Source organism: Shewanella sp. ENK2, assembly GCF_043568515.1.
Classification (GTDB): domain Bacteria; phylum Pseudomonadota; class Gammaproteobacteria; order Enterobacterales; family Shewanellaceae; genus Shewanella; species Shewanella japonica.
In genome coordinates this window covers 2940249-2960972 of the sequence record NZ_CP171406.1, presented here as the reverse complement: position 1 = coordinate 2960972, position 20724 = coordinate 2940249, and the positions used below count along the sequence as shown (strand labels likewise).

The following is a 20724-nucleotide window of genomic DNA, read 5'->3' as shown; positions in this document are numbered from 1 at the left end:
GCTGAAAATTAATGAAGCAATAACTTGCAAAAATAACAATAAAAATGCCCATTAGTGAGTCACTAACGGGCATTAAATTCATTTCAATAAAACGCTATTTAGCATTATTAAGCAGCGTTGAGCTTATAACTTAGCAGCCAATTTACGCGCTTGATGCAGTTTCTTATAGCTTTCAATCAAGCGTAAATGAGGCTCAATGCCTTCAAGGTTGATACTGGTTTCAGTTAGGCCATAGAATCTCACTTCACCTGTTACGCTACCAACCACATTTTGCATCACTTCTTCACCGAACATACGGGTAAAGTTATGGATAAAGTGCTCAAGTTCCAGCTCTTCATCTAATTCAACTTCTAATACAGCATTAACAGCTTGATAGAATAAGCCACGCTCAACCGTATTATCGTTAAATTGCAGGAAGTCTTCGACTAACTCAAGGGCTTCTTCAAGAGCGCCTAATGCAAGGTAAATTAAGATTTTTAACTCAATAATCGTTAACTGTCCCCAGACGGTATTTTCGTCAAACACAATACCAATCATGGTGCGAATGTCAGTGTAGTTATCTTGCTGACTTTCATCTAAACGGTTAACCAAATCCACCAGCTCTTCATCAGATAAACGATGCAGATTTAAAATATCTTCACGGTAATCTAAGGCTTTATTGGTGTTATCCCAAATCAGGTCTTCCACAGGGTAAACTTCAGAAAAATCAGGGACCAACATACGACAAGCTGATGCACCTAACTGGTTAAACTCAGCGTTATACACCTCTTTGCCTAAGGCTTCTAAGATGCCGAATAAGCCGTTTGCCTCTTCTTCAGATGTACCTGAGAAGTCCCATTCACAGAATTCATATTCTGAATTGCTGCTAAAGAATCGCCATGAAACCACACCCGTTGAATCAATAAAGTGCTCAACAAAGTTTTCTGGTTCACTCACTGCCATGCTGTTAAATGTCGGCTTTGGCACGTCATTTAAGCCTTCAAAGCTGCGGCCTTGAAGTAACTCAGTAAGGCTTCGCTCTAATGCCACTTCAAAGCTTGGGTGGGCGCCAAATGAGGCAAATACGCCGCCCGTTTTAGGGTTCATCAAGGTCACGCACATCACTGGGAATTCTCCGCCAAGTGAGGCATCTTTTACCACGACAGGGAAACCTTGCTCTTCTAAACCGTTAATCCCTGCAAGAATGCTTGGATACTTTTCTAATACGGCCATTGGTACATCAGGAAGGACAATTTCTTGCTCAATGATTTGGCGCTTAATGGCTCTTTCAAAGATTTCAGACAAGCACTGTACTTGGGCTTCTTGCAGGTTATTACCCGCGCTCATGCCGTTACTTAAAAATAAGTTTTCAATCAGGTTTGATGGGAAATAGACCGTTTCACCATCGCTGTGACGTGTGTAAGGAATCGTGCAAATACCGCGCTCAATATTGCCTGAGTTAGTATCAATCAAATGCGAGCCATTTAGCTCTTCATCTGGGTTATAAATTTCAAGGGTGTACTCGTCTAAAATGCCTTGTGGTAAAGCATCGTCTTCTTCAAGTTCAAACCACTTTTCATTGGGGTAATGAACAAACTCGCTGTCGGCGATCACGTTGCCAAAAAACTGATCGTTATAGAAGAAGTTATTGTTTAAACGTTCAATGAACTCGCCTAACGCTGAGCATAATGCACTTTCTTTGGTTGCACCTTTACCATTGGTAAAACACATTGGCGATGCAGCATCACGAATATGTAATGACCACACGTTAGGGACGATGTTGCGCCACGATGAGATTTCAATTTTCATCCCAAGATCAGCCAGCATCCCGGTCATATTTTTAATGGTTTTTTCAAGCGGTAAGTCTTTACCTAAAATGTAGGTAGACTCATCACCATCAGGTTGCCCCATTAACATGGCATTCGCATCACTATCGAGGTTTTCAACCGTTTCTATTTTAAATTCAGGGCCTGTTTGCACGACCTTTTTTACCGTACAGCGGTCAATGGAACGCAATATGCCGGTACGATCTTTCTCTGAGATATCATCAGGCAGTTCAACTTGAATTTGAAAAATCTGGTTGTAACGATCTTCAGGGTCAACAATGTTGTTTTGCGATAGGCGAATATTATCGGTCGGAATATCGCGGGCTTTACAATAAACCTTGATGAAGTAAGCCGCACATAACGCAGATGATGCAAGGAAGTAATCAAACGGACTTGGCGCTGAACCATCACCTTTATAGCGAATAGGCTGATCGGCCGTAACCGTAAAATCGTCAAACTTGGCTTCGAGCCTTAAGTTATCGAGAAAGTTAACTTTGATTTCCATTGAATACACCCACAACTTGCTTAGCTAATATGTTTAAATCAGCGCTAACGATCGCGCCTATCTATCGAATGGGGTAAATTATCGGTGTTTTTGCTCCATTAGTCTTGGATTAATTAAAATAAAACTCGATTGTGGCTGATTATCCGCTATTTTTCGCCATCAGCTACAATCAAATATCCAGTGCTTGTACTGGCCTATCGACTTTGGCATAGCTCAAGCGTGATAATCTGGTCGTCGTATGATAACTATCAAGCCCCGACACTGCTGCGGTATTTATCGACTCGATATCAATATAACCATCATCTTTCACTGCAATGTTGTCCACTAATACATGGCAGACTTCGCCAATCACCAATATCGTATTGTTGATAGTTAATGGCGTAATCTCCCGCACTGACAACGAAAACTTTAGCTGGCTTTGTTGAACAAATGGCGCAGCAACACCATCGATATAGGTTTCTGTAAGCCCTACTGCATCAAACTCTGAAATAGCATCATCGTACCTAGCCGAAGTTTGGTGTGCCTGCTGATAAATATCTGCCGATACGTGGTTGATGGTGTAAACCCCAGTGCGTTTGATATTGGCTAAGGTATTTCGGGGAACAGCTTTATTGTCAGCGTCATTGATGTTCGCTTTTTTGAGGGTGTTTTTTGCTGGAGGCTGCACAGCGGTTGGGCGAATGATCATACCGACTAAGGCAGGTGATGCGCCAATGTGAAACACCGAGCTTATCATCGCCAAATTAGTGATGCCTTGCTCGTCAATTGTTGCCACTAAATTGGCACTTTTAAACCCTGATAAGCTATTAATAAACCTTGCTCGTTGACGATCTGCAAAGCCATTAATGTCTGCTGAACTGAAATGCTTAATTGCCATAATATGGTGACGTTTCCTGTAAGTTGTAAAATAAATCCAAGCGAGACTTAGCCCTGATTTAAAGTAAAAGTTCTCGTTGCCAATGTGTCGAGATTGAGACTGAGACTGAGACTGAGCATTAGACTGAGCATTAGACTGAGCATTAGACTGAGCATTAGATATTATCTAAATTGGCTAATAATCCGCGGGCATGCTTAAGTATACGAGCCCTGTCAGCCTCTGGTTTTTTAAGCCAATTGGCGTACACCATTCTAGTGCGAGGGTTCGCATTAAAACGGTGTTGATGCTTATCCATAAAGTGCCAGTAAATCGAGTTCAGCGGGCACGCATCCTCTGTGTCAATTTGATTCGCCTTGTAGTGGCAGTCTGTGCAATAGTCACTCATTTTTTTAATATAGTTACCGCTAGCGGCATAGGCTTTTGAACCAACAATGCCACCATCAGCAAACTGGCTCATCCCTCGGGTGTTGGGCATTTCAACCCACTCAATCGCATCGATATAAATACCTAAATACCACTGGTCTACCTCATCAGGGTGAATGCCAGCAATCAGGCAAAAGTTACCCGTGACCATTAAACGCTGAATATGATGAGCATAGGCATAATCGAGGGATTGTTTAATGGCATGATGTTGACAATTCATCTTGGTATTAGCGTCCCAAAACCAGCTGGGCAAAGCTTGGGTTGCATCTAAATGGTTTAACTGTTGATACTCGGGCATATTGGCCCAATACACGCCACGGACAAATTCACGCCAACCTAAAATTTGACGAACAAATCCTTCAATTTGAGCTATTGAGATGACACCCTCTGCTTGGCGATAAAATGCAATCGCGGTATCGACCACATGTTGTGGACTGAGCATTTTGCTATTAATGGCAAAGGATAGCCGAGAGTGGTATAAGCTCCATTGTCGCTGAGAAAGCAAGGAATCAAGTTGGCCTGTCATCGCATCTTGAAATTGGCCAAAACGCACTAAACAAACGCGACAAAAATACACTAATAAACCCTGTGCCTCCTGACGTGTTACTGGCCAAAGCAAGGTCTGTGACATGTTACCTATGGTGTGAATGTCATGGCGTTTTAGCCGTGCAATTATTTCGCTAACATCATGACTAAAGACTAACGCTTCGGGTACATGTTCAAAGTCGGCAGGAGTTAACTTTTTCCTGTTTTCAGCATCATAGTTCCATTGCCCACCTTCTGGATTGTCTCCATCCATCAGTAAATTAACGCGTTTACGCATCTTGCGATAAAAGTGCTCTAAACGATGTTTCTTACCCGCTTTGAAGTACTCATTGAGCTCTGAATCAGACAAATAAAAGTGTTCAGTTTCGTAGGCTTGAGTCGTAACACCTGTGTTGAAATTCATGTCATTCGCTAACTGCTCTCGCAGGCGATACTCATCAGGCAACTGATACTCAAACTGCGTAGCTTGGTATTGCTCAATCAGGCTATGGAGTAATTCAGGTAAATCTGTAAATGACGCAGTGTCATCTAACGTTAAATAGCACACACGATGCCCTGCTTGCTGCAGTGCCTTAGCAAAGGCGGCCATTGCTGCAAAAAAAGCACACACCTTTTGCCCATGATGACGGGTGTAGTTTGTTTCTTGTTTTAGCTCAGCAATAACATATAAAGTCTCTGGACAGGTCTGGCGAAACCAAGAGTGTGACGCATTAAGTTGATCGCCTAAAATCAGTCGTAATCGATTGGCTGTTTTCATGACGTTTCCTTTTTAACTAATGGCTTATTAGCTAATTCAGCCTTAGTCAGTGTTGTATTCACGGGTACGGTTTTCGCTAAGCTTGCAATGACTGATCGTCTTTCACCCGCACAGCGCTTAGAGCAGAACTTCACATTAGGCCAATCCCGCTTCCATTTTTTACGCCAACTAAATGGTCGCTGACACACTAGGGCCTGTTGTTCTTTGCTGATTAGAATTTGTTCGAATTAAAAGCACTTTAATCGTGGCGTGGCGATGACGTTTAGTCATCTAAACAAATTCGCTCACAACAAAGAGTAAAGTGCTTTTAAACGAACCTTACAGGCAGCACTTGTTGTCATTTCTACTGCGTTAACGACTTATCATGTGGAATAACCACACATCAAAGTCGCTGCCTTATATAAATTTCCAACAAGTTGCTGCAAAAATAATCTTGAAAGATCAACAGGCCCTACACATATTTTGTCTGGCAAGTTGCTTTTTATCCCTTGTGTTTTTCCCTGCCTAACATGTCGCTGCAATAAGCGTTGGGCCTCTTGCTTGACTTGAGGTCGGCTGCGCCATTGCCACAACAGGCTTTGTGCAGCTTTATAGCTTTGGCTTAGATCGACGATTGGCTCAGGGTATTCAATACCGAGTTGCACTTGATGCATCATTTGCTCCATTGGTGACAACATCCAAGGTGAATGCACTAAAGGAGCCGGAATATCTGCCAGTTCAGGTAACCATTTTTTGACAAATTCGCCATCAGAATCTTTTTCGATACCTTGCTTTACAGGGTTATAAATCCGAATGGTATTAATGCCAGTAACCCCAGCTTGCATTTGGAATTGGCTGTAATGGATCCCTGGCTCAAAGTCTAAAAATAGCTGGGCAAGATGCTGCACACCTAAACGCCAATCAAGCTGTAAATGATGGGTCAGAAAACTCACTAACATGGCACGCATTCTAAAGTTGATGTAGCCCGTGTGAATTAAACATCGCATACACGCATCCACTATAGGAATACCTGTTTTACCGGTTTTCCAAGCCTCTAACTTGAGCATAGCAGCGACCCCTTCGGCTCGTGGTAAATCAATGTAGCCACGATTAACTGGTCTAAACTCCATTGCTGATTCACTTTCAAACTTTTGGATAAAATGGCAATGCCAGTGCAGCCTTGAGCTTAACGCCACCAGACTGCGCCGCCAGCCTTTGGTGTTCCAGTGTTGTAAAAGTTGCTGGTATACCTGACGCAAACTTATATTGCCCCACGCCAAATATGCCGACAGGCGTGAACAGTGGGTTTGGCTTAACAGTGGGCTCGATAATGAGTACGCATAAGATTGGCCACGCCCTTCAAAAAACGACGTTAGCGTTTGCCAAGCTGATTGTTCGCCACCATATTGAAATGTGCCTATAGCGTTGGGCAGCGAGGCAGCACATCGGCTCAATGAACCTTTCGCTTCATCATCAATCAGCCAATCAATTACCGATAAATCAATATTTGCTAAGGGCGCACGCATGACCTTTTGCCAGTGCTTGTCCCAATTTTGCCTATCAGATAAACCTCGTACCACTGCCGCATAGGGTGTTTCATGCCAATCAATGCCTTGAATTTCACACCATTGCCCCAGCTCGATGTCACGTTCAAAGGTACTATTAAGCCCCACCTCTTGATGTGAATATAACGCCGATATACCAAATTGCTGATGTATGTCTGTTAAAGTTTCTGTCACGTTATCAAGGCTGCAACGTAATGCACCTTGAGGGACTCGGTGCTGGATATCCTGTAAGGATTGATTGATAAACTGTAAGTGGCGAGCGGAAGTGTGTTTGTCGTTAACGACTATGGGCTCAAAACAATATAAGAGTAATACAGGCAAACCCGAATTAATTGCCTCCAATAAAGGCGCGTGATCAGAAAGGCGTAGGTCTCGTTTAAGCCACACAACCGCTATAGGCATTAGCCAGCCTCCTGATGTTCTTGTGGCCAATCCGCAGCATCAAGGCTATCTAAGTTAAACGCAAGCTCTTGCTGCCATTGCTCGCCCAACCAATGGCGAATAAAAACATGCTGAGGGTCGTACATGGCTGTTTGTTTTTCGATATTGAAATGGCGACCACCACGTGGATCGACACCAACACCAGCAATGTACTGCCAGTTTCCCCAGTTAGATGCCACATCATAATCAATCAACTGTTGCTCAAAATAGGCAGCGCCATAGCGCCAATCAAGGCCTAATTCATTCACTAAACAACTGGCTACAATCTGTCGCCCACGGTTAGACATGTAACCCGTCGTATTAAGCTGTTTCATGCAAGCGTTGACCAAAGGATAAGGAGTATTACCTAAGCACCATTTTTTAAATCGCTCAGGGAAAAAACTCGTCAGAGGCTTGACTGTTGCTTGGCCTTTAAAATGAAATAACTGCGGACCATGTTGCCAAGCAAGCCAATGAAAATACTCCCGCCAAAGCAGCTCAAAGCCTATCCAGTATGTAGACTCATTCGCGCCATGTATGCGCTCATATTGCTTTAGCTGTGACCATAACGCCCTTGCCGACACATTACCGAAAGCGAGAAATGGACTGAATTTAGTCGAATGTTCAAAGCCATCGAGTGCATTACGAGTTTGTTTATAATCGCTGGCGTAATGACTCGAAAAATAATGCTCAATATGCTTATTAGCCGCCTTTTCACCGCCAGAAAATATAGCGGAAGATGGCGCTTGAAACTGACTGAAGTCGGTTTCATATTGGCTGACTAAGGTGATTGGTTGTAGCGAAATACCATTGAAGGTATCGCAAGGTAACTCCACTGCTAACTTCGCCTTTTCAACTTTACGGCGGAACTGCGAGAAGCTGTTCATTGCATCAATATAAGGCGTCATTTGCTGTTGATTGAACAAACCATTATTCCACTGTGCAAGTAGAGTGACATCTGGCAGGTTTTTACCTATTTGCTGCCAAGATTGCCTTTCATCCCAGCCCACTGATTTACTGTAACCTAGCGCATTAATGCGATTTTGTTCGGCCAACTGAGTAATCACTGCAACAGGATTACCAAAATATAACTGCAATGAGTGCCCTAATACACTGAGCTGTTGTTGAAGGTCTGCCAAGGATTGCAGTAAAAAACTGAGTTTGTGTGGTCCCATTGATTGCTGCTGGTAACATCTTGGTGTAAACCATTGCTCATCAAACACATAGGCAAAAGCCAAACTTGGCGTTTGCTGGTTTGAGCGACCACCATGCTGCACTGATTGCGCGTGACGCAATAACGAATTCAGCGCCACGTTGTCGTGTAAGCGAAGGTCTTGAGTAAACACAAATAAGCGGCGATTGTCTGACAAAACACACCCTAGAGATTATTCAAACATGCTATTAATACGAAGCGCACACCAGAAAGGTTTACTAGAAAAGTGAACAATTAATTGAGAGGTGGGAAGTTCTGTACTCATCAATAGCAAATAGGCTATACCGCTTTGCTAAAGTTTATGTCGCTCAGCTATGGTTTATAGCGCTTTGCTAAGGGTTAAGTCGCTCTGCTATGGCTTATGCCGCTCTGCTATGGCTTTTGATTCACAGCTAAAGGAGATGTTAGGGATCGTTTGGCTGCCCTTTGGTGTGAGCCTTGCGACTGGCACTTTGTTGCTGCTCAAGTTCACGTTGATGGTTTTCATGATTAACCAGCACTAGGGTTAAATACATTTTCGTCGGCAATGACAACACCATCCCAATCGCCACACACATGGCGCTGAGAATAATCCCCTTCACTCCCATCACTTCAACAGTGTGGTTAAAGTTGTGTAGATAAATACCAAGTAAAATCAGACAAATGCCACAACAAATACAAGTTCTAAGTATCACTATTAACGTTGAGCTTTTTATCATGGTTCACGTCCTTGATAATAAATCTGAGCAAGTTATATCTCGAATCGAGCGTATATCGGTATTTAGGTGCTCTACATCCTTATTCTAGGTAAACATGAGACGCTTGATCTACCCATTCAAATTAAGCAACTTATTCTTAGCCTAAGTTTTTTAAACGGTAACTTATATCGTCTAGCAAAACGCTTAGTGCTTAAGTAACCAACCTATTTACCCCAAGGGTTATTTGGATCTTGTGATGGCGCTGGGCGGTTTTTATTACGAGATTTATTTTGAGCATGATTATTTTGAGCATAGTTATCTTGCGCTCTGGATTTATCTTTACCGTAGTTGTTAGGGCGACTGTTATTACGCTTCATTTCTTCGTAATCAGCTGTGGCCTTTTCACGCATTTCTGCAATTAACTCAACTGTCAGCTCTTGCGGCTTACGTGGCACGATGCCATCAGCAAAGCCACGCTCACGGGGTTTTAGCTCAAACTGGGCAGCATTGCCTTTAGGCATGCTTTTAAAACGATACAGATAAAAGCTTTCAACGCGCTCTCGCGCCCATTCGGTTTTCTTTAAAAACTTAAGGCATGACTCTAAACTGGGATTATTATTGAAACACTCTAAGCGCAGGGCTGCGTATAAAATCTTCCAGTCATAAAAATCGACTAGCTCAGCGACCATTGTTTCTGATTTTAAACCATGTAGTGGATTGTTTCGTTGTAGTTCAACCATAAGAGATCCCAAAAATGCCGATGAGCGAAATATAAACCTCATAATAGCAAGCAATCTACACGCTTAGCTATCTCGCTGGGTGTTTATCCCAAAAGCTTTTTCTGTTCACTACGACACTTTTTACTCTGATGGCGATAATTGGTCTTTCTTTGTTCTAATAAACTCGGTATAACGGCGCAATGAAAATCCCAAAACGAATCCAACCTCTGGTCGAAGAAGGCTTAGTCGACGACGTCCTGCGCCAATTAATGAGCGGCAAGGAAGCCAGTGTTTATGTTGTGCGCTGCGGCGATGATATTCGCTGCGCCAAAGTCTATAAAGATGTTGATAAGCGCAGCTTTAAACAAGCCGTTCAATACCAAGAGGGACGAAAAGTTCGTAATAGCCGTCGCGCCCGAGCGATGGAGAAAGGCTCTAAGTTCGGCCGAGATCAGCAAGAAGAAGCTTGGCAAAACGCCGAAGTTGATGCGCTATATAAATTAGCCGCTGCGGGTGTTCGCGTGCCTGAGCCTTATGGTTGTTTTTCTGGTGTGTTACTAATGGAGCTCGTCACTGACAGTGAGGGCGTTGTCGCCCCTCGACTTAATGATGTTGTCTTTTCAAAAGAAGATGCCATACGCGATCACGCCAGTATGATTGAATACGCTAAATTAATGTTATGTGCTGGGCTTATTCACGGAGACTTATCAGAGTTTAACGTACTGGTTGATGACAAAGGACCGGTGATTATCGACTTGCCACAAGCGGTTGATGCCGCAGCCAACAATAATGCTGTGTGGATGTTCGCCCGTGATGTAAACAACATGACAAACTACTACAGCCAGTTTGCCCCAGAGCTTGCTAACACCCAATATGCCAAAGAAATGTGGGCATTATTTGAAGCGGGTGAGCTTACACCTGAATCAGTGCTCACTGGTGAATTTGCAGAAAGTGAACATATCGCCGATGTTGATTCTGTACTTGAAGAAATCAACGCCGCCCGTGAAGAAGAGCAAGAAAGACTGCAGCGCATTATTGATGCTAATGAAGATTGATGCCAATGAAAATTGTTAAGCGAAACCTGAATGCAAACCGTATCTACCAGCGAGTGAAACAACTTACTCACTCGCTTTGGTAACCATAAACTCAACTAAAGCAATCACGAAAGCAATCACTAAAGCAATCACTAAAGCCCAAGAGCACTGAACATTGGGCTTCATCATACAACCAGCCTATTTAGCTAAGTTTCTCCCTCCTATCAAATCAATTTGAAAATACTACCCCCGTTAACAATGTTAATTCCAGGTTAGTGATATTGCGCATTTTATTTGTGATTTTTATATTAAATTTACGAACTCATTCACAATCTGAAATGGGATAACGAACTTAGATTAGCGAGCTTGGCTCTCATAAGCACTTACACAATAAATAAGTCATCTTATGAGTACTATCGAATCAATCACCTTAATGCTAGCACTAGTCTATAGCATCAGTTTACTTTACTGGAGTAAACAAAAATGGGGCGCGGCCATTAGCGCTGTATTACTTAGCTCTGCCCTGTTAATGACTCTCCATTGGCCGTTATTTGTCGGCCTAGTCGTGGCACTGATTGCTGTGACAATGTTAAATAAGTTTCAACCTGCACTAGCCCAAGGCGGCGCTGTTGCTGGCGAAAGCTCAAGAGGCAATAACAAAGCCAACCAATTACGAGAAATGATAAGGCACTTACTGGCGTTATCTATGCTGCTTGTTGGGGTACAATTTGCCATCAATTCCGCCATGCTTAAAGCAGGAGTCGAACCCATATTGGTTCGTCCAGATATTGGCGATGCCTTTTTACCGATTGCAGGTGGAATAGAGCTTAAAGCCATTTTAGGGCTGGGATTATGGGATAAAAACCACCCTTCTGCAGCCGTCATGTTAGTGGTGGTTTTACTCACAGGCTTATTATGTAAGCGCGCCTTTTGTGGTTGGGGATGCCCACTTGGATTAGCTGGCGATTACCTTTACGCCCTTAGAAAGAGGTTCATCAAACAAGAGTTTGCTCCACCAGCTTGGTTAGACTGGATATTGCGCATGCTTAAATACTTGCTAATGGCAGCGCTGATTTTATTAGTCTTCACTATGCCGCTAGCCAGTATTCCTCATTATCTTGATGGTTATTATCACAAAGTCGCGGACTTAAAGATGGCGCTGTTTTTCTTAAAACCTACCATCATAAGCCTTATCTGTTTCAGTATTATTCTTGGTATTGCCGCTTGGAAGAAACAAGGATTTTGCCGATATATTTGCCCTTATGGTGCATTTTTAGGGCTACTCAGTTTTTTAAGTCCATTCAAAATACGCCGCACCACTGAACAATGTTTAATTGAAGGCAAAGGGATGAAGTGCGATAAATGTACTCGCGCTTGTCCAGCTAACATTATCGTTCACACTCAAACGACAATTCGTAGCGACGAATGCCAAGCTTGCATGAAGTGCATCTCAGCTTGCCCTAAACAAGAGGCGCTGCATCTTAGCACTCGTTGGGGAACTAAAATGTCTGCCAGAGGCTTAACAATATTACTGCTGTCATTGCTATTTATGATCCCACTATGGGCATATGTTGGTGGTTTTTGGCATAGCGAAACTCCAACAGAAATAAGAATGATGTTAATACAACACTTAGGCAGTATTGGTCACTAACAGCTATTTGTTAAATTCAAAGTGATATCAATGAATCCACAATATCATCCTTAAAAATGCCGCTAACGTCATTGAGGCAGTATTGGTCATTAACAGCTATTTGTTAAATTCAAAGTGATATCAATGAATCCACAATATCATCCATATAAATGCCGCTAACGTCATTGAGGTTAGCGGCATTACTTTTACTCGCTCAGTTCAACTGTATTTGAGGCACTATGCCGCTTTACTTGCAGCTTCTGCCTGGCTTGCTAAGTATTCATCAAACGTACCGTGGAAGCTCACTAACTGCTTGTCTTTCACATCAATGATATGAGTTGCCAATGACGATACGAACTCGCGGTCATGGCTAACAAAAATCAACGTACCTTCAAATAATTTAAGGGCGTTATTTAATGCTTCAATAGCTTCCATATCCATGTGGTTGGTCGGTTCATCCATGACTAATACGTTAACGTCTTGCATCATTAACTTGCCGTATAACAAGCGATTCTTTTCACCACCTGAGCAATTACGGGCTTTTTTGTTGGCATCGTCTTCAGTGAATAACAAACGCCCTAGCATGCCACGCACCATTAAATCGTTATGCTTTGGCGTTCGCCACTGCGACATCCAATCAAACAAAGACAAGTCATTATCAAAGTCTTTGCTGCTGTCCTGTGGACAGTAACCAATCGCAGCGTTTTCAGACCATTTGATGGTGCCATGGTTATTAGCTAATTCGTTGACTAAACAACGCAGTAATGTGGTTTTACCGACACCGTTTTCGCCAATAACCGCAAGCTTAGCGCCCGCTTCTAATATTAAATCGCCACCTGCAAATAAGCTTTCACCGTCAAAGCCATGACCTAATTCTTCAAGCACTAATGCCTGACGGTGCATTTTTTTACTTTCATCAAATCGCAGTGATGGCGTCATACGGCTCGATGACTTCACTTCATCTAAACTGATTTTCTCAAGTTTTTTAGCACGAGAGCTTGCTTGTTTTGCTTTCGAGGCATTGGCGCCGAAACGATTAACGAAGTCTTGCAGCTCTGCCATTTCGGCACTCTTTTTAGCATTACCTGCTAATAATTGTTCTTGAATTAACCCAGAAGCTTCAAGGAAGTATTCGTAGTTACCAGGATAAATTCGCAGCTCACCGTAATCAATATCGGCCATGTGAGTACAAACGGAGTTCAAGAAATGTCTATCATGTGAAATGATAATCATGGTGCACTTACGTTGATTAAGTTCACCTGCCAACCAAGAAATAGTATGAATATCCAAGTTGTTGGTTGGTTCATCAAGTAACAAAATATCTGGGTTTGAAAATAGTGCCTGTGCCAGTAAAACCCTTAGTTTCCAGCCCGGTGCAACTTGTTGCATTAAACCAAAATGATAATGCTCTTCAATACCTGCTTCTAATAGGATTTCACCGGCACGAGATTCTGCGCTGTAGCCATCCATTTCAGCAAATTCACTTTCAAGTTCAGCGACTTTCATGCCGTCTTCTTCACTCATTTCTGGTAACGAGTAAATACGGTCACGCTCTTGCTTCACTTCCCATAGTTTTGCATCACCCATGATCACAGTATCAACCACACTGTATTGCTCGAATGCGAACTGATCTTGGCTCAATGTACCGACTTTCAAACCAGGAGTAATCGAGACATTACCAGAACTCGGTGCTAACGCGCCGCTAAGGATTTTCATGAATGTTGATTTACCACAACCATTAGCACCAATTAGACCATAACGGTTACCGTGGCCAAATTTAGCGGAGATATTTTCAAACAATGGCTCTGCGCCAAACTGCATGGTGATGTTGTTTGTACTAATGATAGTGGTAACCCTCGGGGTAAATAGTAGAAAAAGTGAGCTTAAAAGCAGCGCGGCAGTATACAGATTATGCTGTTTATTAGATAGGGCAATGATCAGTTAAATATAAGGAGGTATAAATAAATTTGAACCTAAACACCGCTATGTTAGCAGTGCGACATCAAATCACATAGCTAAGTAGATAATTAAGGCGCGGCGACTGTTAATGGTTCACATTGCTGGGGCTTTTTCTTTAATGGTTTTGGTTGCACTTTTTTGTTTTTATCTACGGCTTTTTTAGGTGCTGATTTTGCGGTGTAAAATTGTTGTTTCCACCAAGCAATATCCTCACATCCATGGCCTGGTTTAATGGCTTGCTGTGGTCGGCAATCACTATCGCCTTCAGGGCAAGCTAGGCGAACATGCATATGAGCACTATGCCCCCACCAAGGGCGGACTTTATTAAGCCAAGCATCATCAGCTTGTGTGTGCTCATTACACAGCTGCTGTTTGATTGCACCATTAACAAATATTCGTGCAACTTGCGGATCTTGAGCAGCAACTTTTATCATCAGTTTATGTTGTGGGTTCCAAGCTGCGGTATCGATTGCGAACTCTTGGTTATCTACCACAGTCAGCGCACGCGGCGATTTAAGCTCAGCTTTACTAAGCGGCTTCTCAGTTAGTCTCAGCCAGATATCAACATCTAAACCAATCTGATGACTGCTATGGCCATAATCAAACTGGCCACCACGGGGCATCGACATATCCCCCACTAGAATTTGCTCAATCCCTTCAGCTTGCAATTGAACAGCATATTGCTGCACAAAGTTCACCAAATTCGGATGACCATAATATCGATCTCTTTGCGGCCGAATCACTTGAAACCCTTTGCCTGATAAGGGCAAAGCTTGGCCGCCTGATAAACAGCCATTTGCATACTCGCCAATAGCTGCAGCGGGCCCTTCAAAAGGTATTTTAGTATGCTCCCAAGGGTTAAAGCGTGCCTGAATATTTGAGCTCGCCATAAGTAGCATCAAAATAATAACAACAGAAAAATACCGCATAACGACTCTCTTTTAATTGGACATAAAGCAAGGTACTAGCAAGGCTCAAAGCTAGGTTAAGCTTCAGTTTTATAAGTGTAGAGGGGAATCACAAGAAGGTGGTTACTGTTTGATTAAAATTAATAGAAGATTGCTATAGCAGAGCATAAAGCAAGTCGAATTAACAATGAAAAAAGCTGTCAAAACGTTTTGCGCAGTTACCAAGTATCCGCTTCAAATCTGGCAGTTCTAGCTTGCACTTCGGTACATTGCGTTTGCTGGATAAGCTCTGCAAGCGTAATACTAGGGGTTTCGGTGATTAATCGGATCAGTTTAGCTTCTAAAGGTTCCAGTTTATCGGCATGCACAATTAACGCCGCTGATATTTTCTTACTCAGATAGGCAAAGGATTCTTGGCTTACTGAGTTAAGTTGACTATTAAAAGATTGAACCTTAATAGCCTCTCCTACTAGAGTCCAGTTTCTTGAACGGCGCACGCGCTTAAGTTCACAATGATGCTCAACAGCTATCACTTTTGCTTGATTAACACTCTCTCTGCCGATGCGATGAATAAGCGAAGGCAGTGAAATAGTGATAGCGTCTTTATGCATAGGATTTAGATTTTATTCTTAGGTGTTATTTTCAGATAAATGTCGAATTAACTTAGCAGGGGTGCCACCGTAGAGGCAATCCGCAGGCACATCTTTTGTCACCACAGAGTTTGCAGCAATCACTGAGCGAGCGCCAATTGTCACCCCTTGATTGATAATTGCATTACCACCAATCCATACATCATCTTCAACCACAATAGGTAAACAATGGGTCTGCCATTGCTGGCGCTGACGATAATCTAAATCATGGCTTGCCGAGTAAAACTGAGTATTCGGCCCCACAAGGACATTATTCCCCAGCGTGATAAAACTGCCATCAAGCATGGTGACATTAAGATTAATAAAGCTGTTATCACCTATTGAAATCGTTTTACCAAACTCACATGAAAAAGGTGAACGAATGACACTGCCTTCACCAAAGTGAGCAAATAAGCGCTTAAATAGCCCAAGGCGACTTGCGTCATCAACGGTCTGATTAAGCTCTACTAACATCAAGGTTGCTTCATCACGCATGGAGTTTAATTCTCTATCGCCACCATTAAATGCCTGACCCGATGTCATTTTTTCAAACTCGCTCATGTTAATCCTTCGTCAGTCAATTATTTACCTTTCATCACTTTCAAAGATAATACTTGGGAATGGGTTGAGATGCTTTCAGTTTGTGTGAATTTAGCGACATGCCTAAACTTTTTGAGATAAGAGAATCGTGTTTTTGAAGATAAAAAAATGCCAGTCGATTTACATCGACTGGCATTAGGCTGTAACAGTATTTGATTTGAACGGTGATAGTGGAGTGTCTATGTATTCAAATCACACTGTCTAAACTTAATTACTTAAGTTCAGCTGGCCATTCTTTCTCAACGCGTTTTTCTAGGAACAATGCTTTTGACGCTTTCATTGCTTCTAAGTCTAAACCGACAAGAGGTTGAACCTTCTCTTTAGTGTCGTATTTAGTCGCATCGTACTTGTACTCAGGCGCATACTTCTTCAATAACGCATTTGCTTCAGTTAATGCCGCATCTAGGATGGCATTAGACTTCTCAAGTAGGCGAATTGCTTCTTCAGGGTTATGAGCATGGATACCGTGAGACGCAGTTGCGCTATCCCAGAACCATTGCGCATTTCTGACTTTAATCAGTAAGCTATTCATTTCACCTGCTAGTGGGGTTTTCGCTTTTAGCGCAGCTTCATAGTTCGCTTTAGCTTCAGCAATACCTTTATTCGCTTCTAAACCTTCAACACCATTGGCAGCCCAAATAGCTTGTGCTTTGAAGTGAACTTCAGTCAAACGAGGGTCGGTACCGTCAGCTTCAAAACGTAGCTTGTTGATTTCAGCTTTACGCTCAGCAAAGATTTCTTTGAAGTCAGCACCATCATGACAGCCGATACAGCTTTTCGGTAATGTATCTGCTTCAAATGTCACTTTATGGTTCGAGTACTTAGCCCCTTTGTCGTTTGTTGCTTTTGGCATATGACACGTCGTACAACCAAACTCTAAATGGTTATCCATAGCGTGTTCGGTACGATCCATCATGTTCTCATATTCTGGATGTTGTGCTTTAAGCATTGGGGCACCAGATACGGCGTTAGTCCAATCTTTAAAGCCACGGTTATCAAAGTAAGCGAGTTGCGCTTCAGCAGCAAAACCTTCATATAAACCGTCTGTACCTGTGTAACCAACAAACTGTTTGTAGTCTGTTTTCTCACCTGGCACCCAGTAATCCATTGGGTATTTCACTTTCTTTTCATCAGTACCATCGAAGTAGTACTCAACATGACACTGGGCACAAGTTTGGCTTGCTTGCATCGTTGCATCTTGCTTAGAAAACTCTTTACCAATGGCTTTCATTGCACGGTCAGCATAAGGACGGCTAAGACGTAAGTCTTCTTTACCTAACTCATGACAATCCGCACAACCAATGGTGTTCGACATTTCGTGGCCCCAAGTAGACCATGCATTGTCTGAAAACTTGCCTTCACCCACTTCATCATACATACGTGCTACATCAGGGGTTTTACATGACCAACAACTTGCAGCCATTGCTTCACCAACCATTTTTCCATCATGGCCGACCATTGGATGACCTACACGTAAGGTTTTAATGATATCTGTTAGCGCAAAGTGATGACCACGTGCACGGTTGTAGTCTTTAGCGAAACCATACCCAGCCCAAGCACTCACGAGATTTGGATTACTGGCAAGTAAGTCGTCAAGTTTGCCTGATGCTGGCGTGCTTTCTTCTGTTTCAGCCCAAGTTTTATATTGTTCTGGGAAAGTTTTTTGCCAGTTTTCACTTTTATATAAATCAACTTCGCCAGCAACACTATAGCCAGTAAATGCGGTAGTAAGCATTACTGCAACAGCTAGTTTTCTTAATTTCATCATCATTCCTCATTAGGATTATTATATTTATGCTGGCATTGTTATCCCCTACAATTACCAAACACATTTTAAATACTCTCGTTAAAGCAATTAGTGCTCTTAGAGATTTTTTAAAATTTAAAAATCTAAACTATTTAAAACAATTATTATCATAATGAGCTAGGTGAAACAGGGCTTTGCTATATTAATGTGACCCCCTACAAACCAACGCTATTTACTTGTCTCAGTTCAAATTTTTACCTCTAAAAGAGATACCCCTTTAGGGGTAAGGTTTGCTAATAAATTCAAAATGGCCGTGCCTAACTTTCAACCTATTAAGGTAAAAAACAGCAATAATGTTTAGATGAAGCAGAAAATCAAATAAAACAAAATGAAAATCCATTAAAAAACAGAATCTTAAATTTATTGAAAATAATGTAATTAAAATTCACTCGAATCTTAAATGGGTAACAGTTAGCACATTTTCACCTCACAAAAATCATTTAAATATAATCAAGATCAAGTTAAACAACCTATCTAACTTGCAATATTTTCAGAAAATAAAATTACTAGATCACCAAGCTTAATTTAACCTTAAATATAAATTAATTATCATTTCAGCTTATATTATTAACAGCAAATTTAGTAAAAAATATAATAAAAGAACCTAATTTAGTATCAGTAAACAATAACAAAATGACACATTCGTTAATGGTTACTCTGTATAAAGATGACCGTTATTTAATATAAAAAAACGATATTGAGTGATACCCTAGACAATTAATATTTTCCCTAATATGCCAATGTCTTCACTATTTATTTGCTTGGCTTAAATTTAATTTAAGGATAGTTAATGTTTGATGTACTGCTTTCAATTTGGCATCAAGATTTTGATGCTTTAATGGAAACTGTTTCGATATATCACTTAATGTTGATATTAGCGTTAATCTTATTTCTAGAATCAAGCTTTGTATTCTTACCCCTCCCCGGTGATGGTCTAGTGCTATTTGTTGGCGGCTTAGTCGGTTTAGGTGTTGTTGAGCTGCAATTAGCCATCGCATTACTGACCGTTGCTGCGGGTCTAGGCTCCTTTATTGCCTATATGCAAGGACGATGGCTGTCACACCACCCTATGGTCAACAAAATCGAGAAAGGACTACCAGACAATACCTTACAGCGGGCATCTGATTTACTCGAGAAGTATGGCTTCCTCGCACTGTTTTTTTCACGGTTTATACCTTTTGTGCGGGTACTCACTCCAATGCTAATGGGGATCAGAAAGCTTGGCGTTAAGCGCACTGTATTAATGAGCGTTACCAGTGCACTGATATGGACCACAACCCTGTTATTTATCGGTCAATGGGTAATGAATAACCCCTGTTAAGTGACTATCAAGAAACCTTAAATAAAGCATTTTTAGTGGTGAGTATGAGCTTAATGCTATCAGCTACTGCTGCCATGGTGTTTCGTTTTTCAAAAAAGTCTAAAAGTCATAATCAATGATTTCTACTGATTGTCTAAAGCAAAAGTATTAGCGTAAAGCGCTTGTCATCACATATAGCACTGGGTTGTGCTAAGCTTCATTTGATATCAATAATATCAAGTCATTAGCTTGAAATAACTTGCCTAACTAGCAGCTCAGTTATGTTCAATCCAATACAGCATATTTGTTGAATCTAAGGTAAGTATCCCTTTTATGCAGGAGGCATTAAATGCAAGACTATGTGAGTCAAATCGATATTAATCAATATTTGCCCATCATCATCGATGGCGGGATCAATGTATTACTCGCTGCGCTTATACTCATCGTTGGCCTATATTTCGCTAACAAAGCAAGCGCAATTATTAATAAAATTGGTGAGAGCTACGATAAACTCGACAACACCCTATTTCGTTTTTTAGGCAGTGTCGCTAAGTATGTCATTCTTGCATTTGTGGCCATTGCCGTATTAAACCGCTTTGGGGTACAAACCGCATCCATTGTTGCTTTATTAGGTGCAGCAGGTTTAGCAGTTGGCTTAGCACTGCAAGGGACGCTGTCTAACTTAGCTGCCGGCGTTATGCTGTTATTATTCCGCCCTTATAAAGTGGGCGACTTTATTAGTGCAGCCGATCGATTCGGTAATGTTCAAGAAATTGATTTATTCACAACCATTCTTAAAACCTTCGATAATCAACATATTATTGTTCCTAACAGCCAAATTTGGGGCGCGCAAATTGTTAACCATTCCTTCCATGATATTCGTGGTGTTGATATGCATTTTGGCGTGGCTTACAAAGAGAATACCGATGAAGTCAGAAAAGTGATTGATGCAGTGCTTGCCGCTCATCCTCATGTGTTACAAGACCCAGCTCCTTTTGTTGAAGTTGAAACCCTCAATAACAGTTCAGTGGATTTTCTCGTAAGGCCATTTTGTCATGGTGAACACTACTTTGACATCTTGTACTCGATCCCTGAGCAGGTTAAAAAAGCCCTCGATGAAGCGGGAATCGAAATTCCTTTCCCACACAGAAAAGTCATTATTGAGAAAGAAAAATAGTCAATTAGCGATTATCATTAATGAGCAAGCGCCTATAGCCTTGCTCGTTTTCTATTTATCATAACTTGCTATTGTTACCCCTTGAGCCTCAATCCTTCGCTTAAAACACATTTCAGTCGAGTTTATCGCCGTTTTAACGTTATAATCCCTGCGCAAAAAATCGTGATAACGATTCATCCTATTATTCAAAGAAG

16 protein-coding genes and 1 pseudogene are annotated in these 20724 nt (G+C 41.8%); 4 read left to right on the top strand and 13 right to left on the bottom strand.

From position 1 onward, the window contains the following. Positions 1-123: 123 nt before the first annotated feature. The 8 genes and pseudogenes from ACGEDC_RS12875 to ACGEDC_RS12840 all read right to left on the bottom strand — a co-directional run bounded on the left by ACGEDC_RS12875 (position 124) and on the right by ACGEDC_RS12840 (position 9507). Positions 124-2310: an OsmC domain/YcaO domain-containing protein gene (locus tag ACGEDC_RS12875; protein ID WP_394493659.1), complete on the bottom strand. Its 2187-nt coding sequence runs from the start codon at positions 2308-2310 to the stop codon at positions 124-126. Positions 2311-2479: 169 nt separating this feature from the next. Beyond that, positions 2480-3187, bottom strand: a complete 708-nt coding sequence (locus tag ACGEDC_RS12870; RefSeq protein WP_394493657.1) for a flavin reductase family protein — start codon at positions 3185-3187, stop codon at positions 2480-2482. A gap of 154 nt (positions 3188-3341) precedes the next feature. After that, positions 3342-4913, bottom strand: coding sequence for a cryptochrome/photolyase family protein (locus ACGEDC_RS12865; RefSeq protein ID WP_394493655.1), 1572 nt, complete (start codon positions 4911-4913; stop codon positions 3342-3344). Positions 4914-5005: 92 nt separating this feature from the next. Next, a pseudogene (locus tag ACGEDC_RS12860) lies at positions 5006-5131 on the bottom strand (DUF2256 domain-containing protein); the annotation flags it as partial. A gap of 144 nt (positions 5132-5275) precedes the next feature. Next, positions 5276-6859 carry an FAD-binding domain-containing protein gene (locus ACGEDC_RS12855; RefSeq protein WP_394493653.1) on the bottom strand — a complete coding sequence of 528 codons (1584 nt, stop codon included), beginning with the start codon at positions 6857-6859 and terminating at the stop codon, positions 5276-5278. Next, positions 6859-8247 carry a DASH family cryptochrome gene (locus tag ACGEDC_RS12850; RefSeq protein WP_394493650.1) on the bottom strand — a complete coding sequence of 463 codons (1389 nt, stop codon included), beginning with the start codon at positions 8245-8247 and terminating at the stop codon, positions 6859-6861. The genes ACGEDC_RS12855 and ACGEDC_RS12850 overlap by 1 nt, the downstream gene beginning before the upstream one ends. Before the next feature lie 247 nt (positions 8248-8494). Continuing rightward, on the bottom strand, positions 8495-8785 hold the full coding sequence (locus ACGEDC_RS12845; protein ID WP_394498338.1) for a hypothetical protein: 291 nt from the start codon (positions 8783-8785) through the stop codon (positions 8495-8497). A gap of 206 nt (positions 8786-8991) precedes the next feature. Then, entirely contained in the window at positions 8992-9507 is a 516-nt protein-coding gene (locus ACGEDC_RS12840) for a VF530 family DNA-binding protein (protein ID WP_394493648.1), read from the bottom strand. A gap of 179 nt (positions 9508-9686) precedes the next feature. Between ACGEDC_RS12840 and ACGEDC_RS12835 the strand changes: the two genes are divergently transcribed. Next, positions 9687-10541 (top strand): PA4780 family RIO1-like protein kinase, encoded by an 855-nt coding sequence (locus ACGEDC_RS12835; protein ID WP_394493646.1) that lies wholly within the window; start codon positions 9687-9689, stop codon positions 10539-10541. 385 nt (positions 10542-10926) lie between these two features. Further along, positions 10927-12171: a 4Fe-4S binding protein gene (locus tag ACGEDC_RS12830; protein WP_394493644.1), complete on the top strand. Its 1245-nt coding sequence runs from the start codon at positions 10927-10929 to the stop codon at positions 12169-12171. Between the two features lie 216 nt (positions 12172-12387). Here ACGEDC_RS12830 and ACGEDC_RS12825 read toward each other — a convergent pair whose 3' ends face one another. From ACGEDC_RS12825 to ACGEDC_RS12805, 5 genes are all read right to left on the bottom strand, one after another. Further along, positions 12388-13995 carry an ABC-F family ATPase gene (locus ACGEDC_RS12825; protein WP_082972425.1) on the bottom strand — a complete coding sequence of 536 codons (1608 nt, stop codon included), beginning with the start codon at positions 13993-13995 and terminating at the stop codon, positions 12388-12390. Between the two features lie 182 nt (positions 13996-14177). Continuing rightward, positions 14178-15038, bottom strand: a complete 861-nt coding sequence (gene mepA, locus ACGEDC_RS12820) for a penicillin-insensitive murein endopeptidase (protein ID WP_394493642.1) — start codon at positions 15036-15038, stop codon at positions 14178-14180. Between the two features lie 197 nt (positions 15039-15235). Next, a complete protein-coding gene (locus ACGEDC_RS12815; RefSeq protein WP_119967615.1) occupies positions 15236-15628 on the bottom strand; it encodes a ribosome recycling factor family protein in 393 nt (130 codons plus the stop codon). 18 nt (positions 15629-15646) lie between these two features. Further along, on the bottom strand, positions 15647-16207 hold the full coding sequence (locus ACGEDC_RS12810; protein WP_394493640.1) for a sugar O-acetyltransferase: 561 nt from the start codon (positions 16205-16207) through the stop codon (positions 15647-15649). A 250-nt stretch (positions 16208-16457) separates the two neighbouring features. Then, positions 16458-18011: an ammonia-forming cytochrome c nitrite reductase subunit c552 gene (locus ACGEDC_RS12805; protein WP_282167970.1), complete on the bottom strand. Its 1554-nt coding sequence runs from the start codon at positions 18009-18011 to the stop codon at positions 16458-16460. An 832-nt stretch (positions 18012-18843) separates the two neighbouring features. On the opposite strand from ACGEDC_RS12805, the gene ACGEDC_RS12800 reads away from it, so the two are divergent. Further along, positions 18844-19374, top strand: a complete 531-nt coding sequence (locus tag ACGEDC_RS12800) for a DedA family protein (RefSeq protein ID WP_394493637.1) — start codon at positions 18844-18846, stop codon at positions 19372-19374. 328 nt (positions 19375-19702) lie between these two features. After that, complete coding sequence (locus ACGEDC_RS12795) at positions 19703-20530, top strand: mechanosensitive ion channel family protein (RefSeq protein ID WP_394493635.1); 828 nt, start codon at positions 19703-19705, stop codon at positions 20528-20530. Positions 20531-20724: the final 194 nt, after the last annotated feature.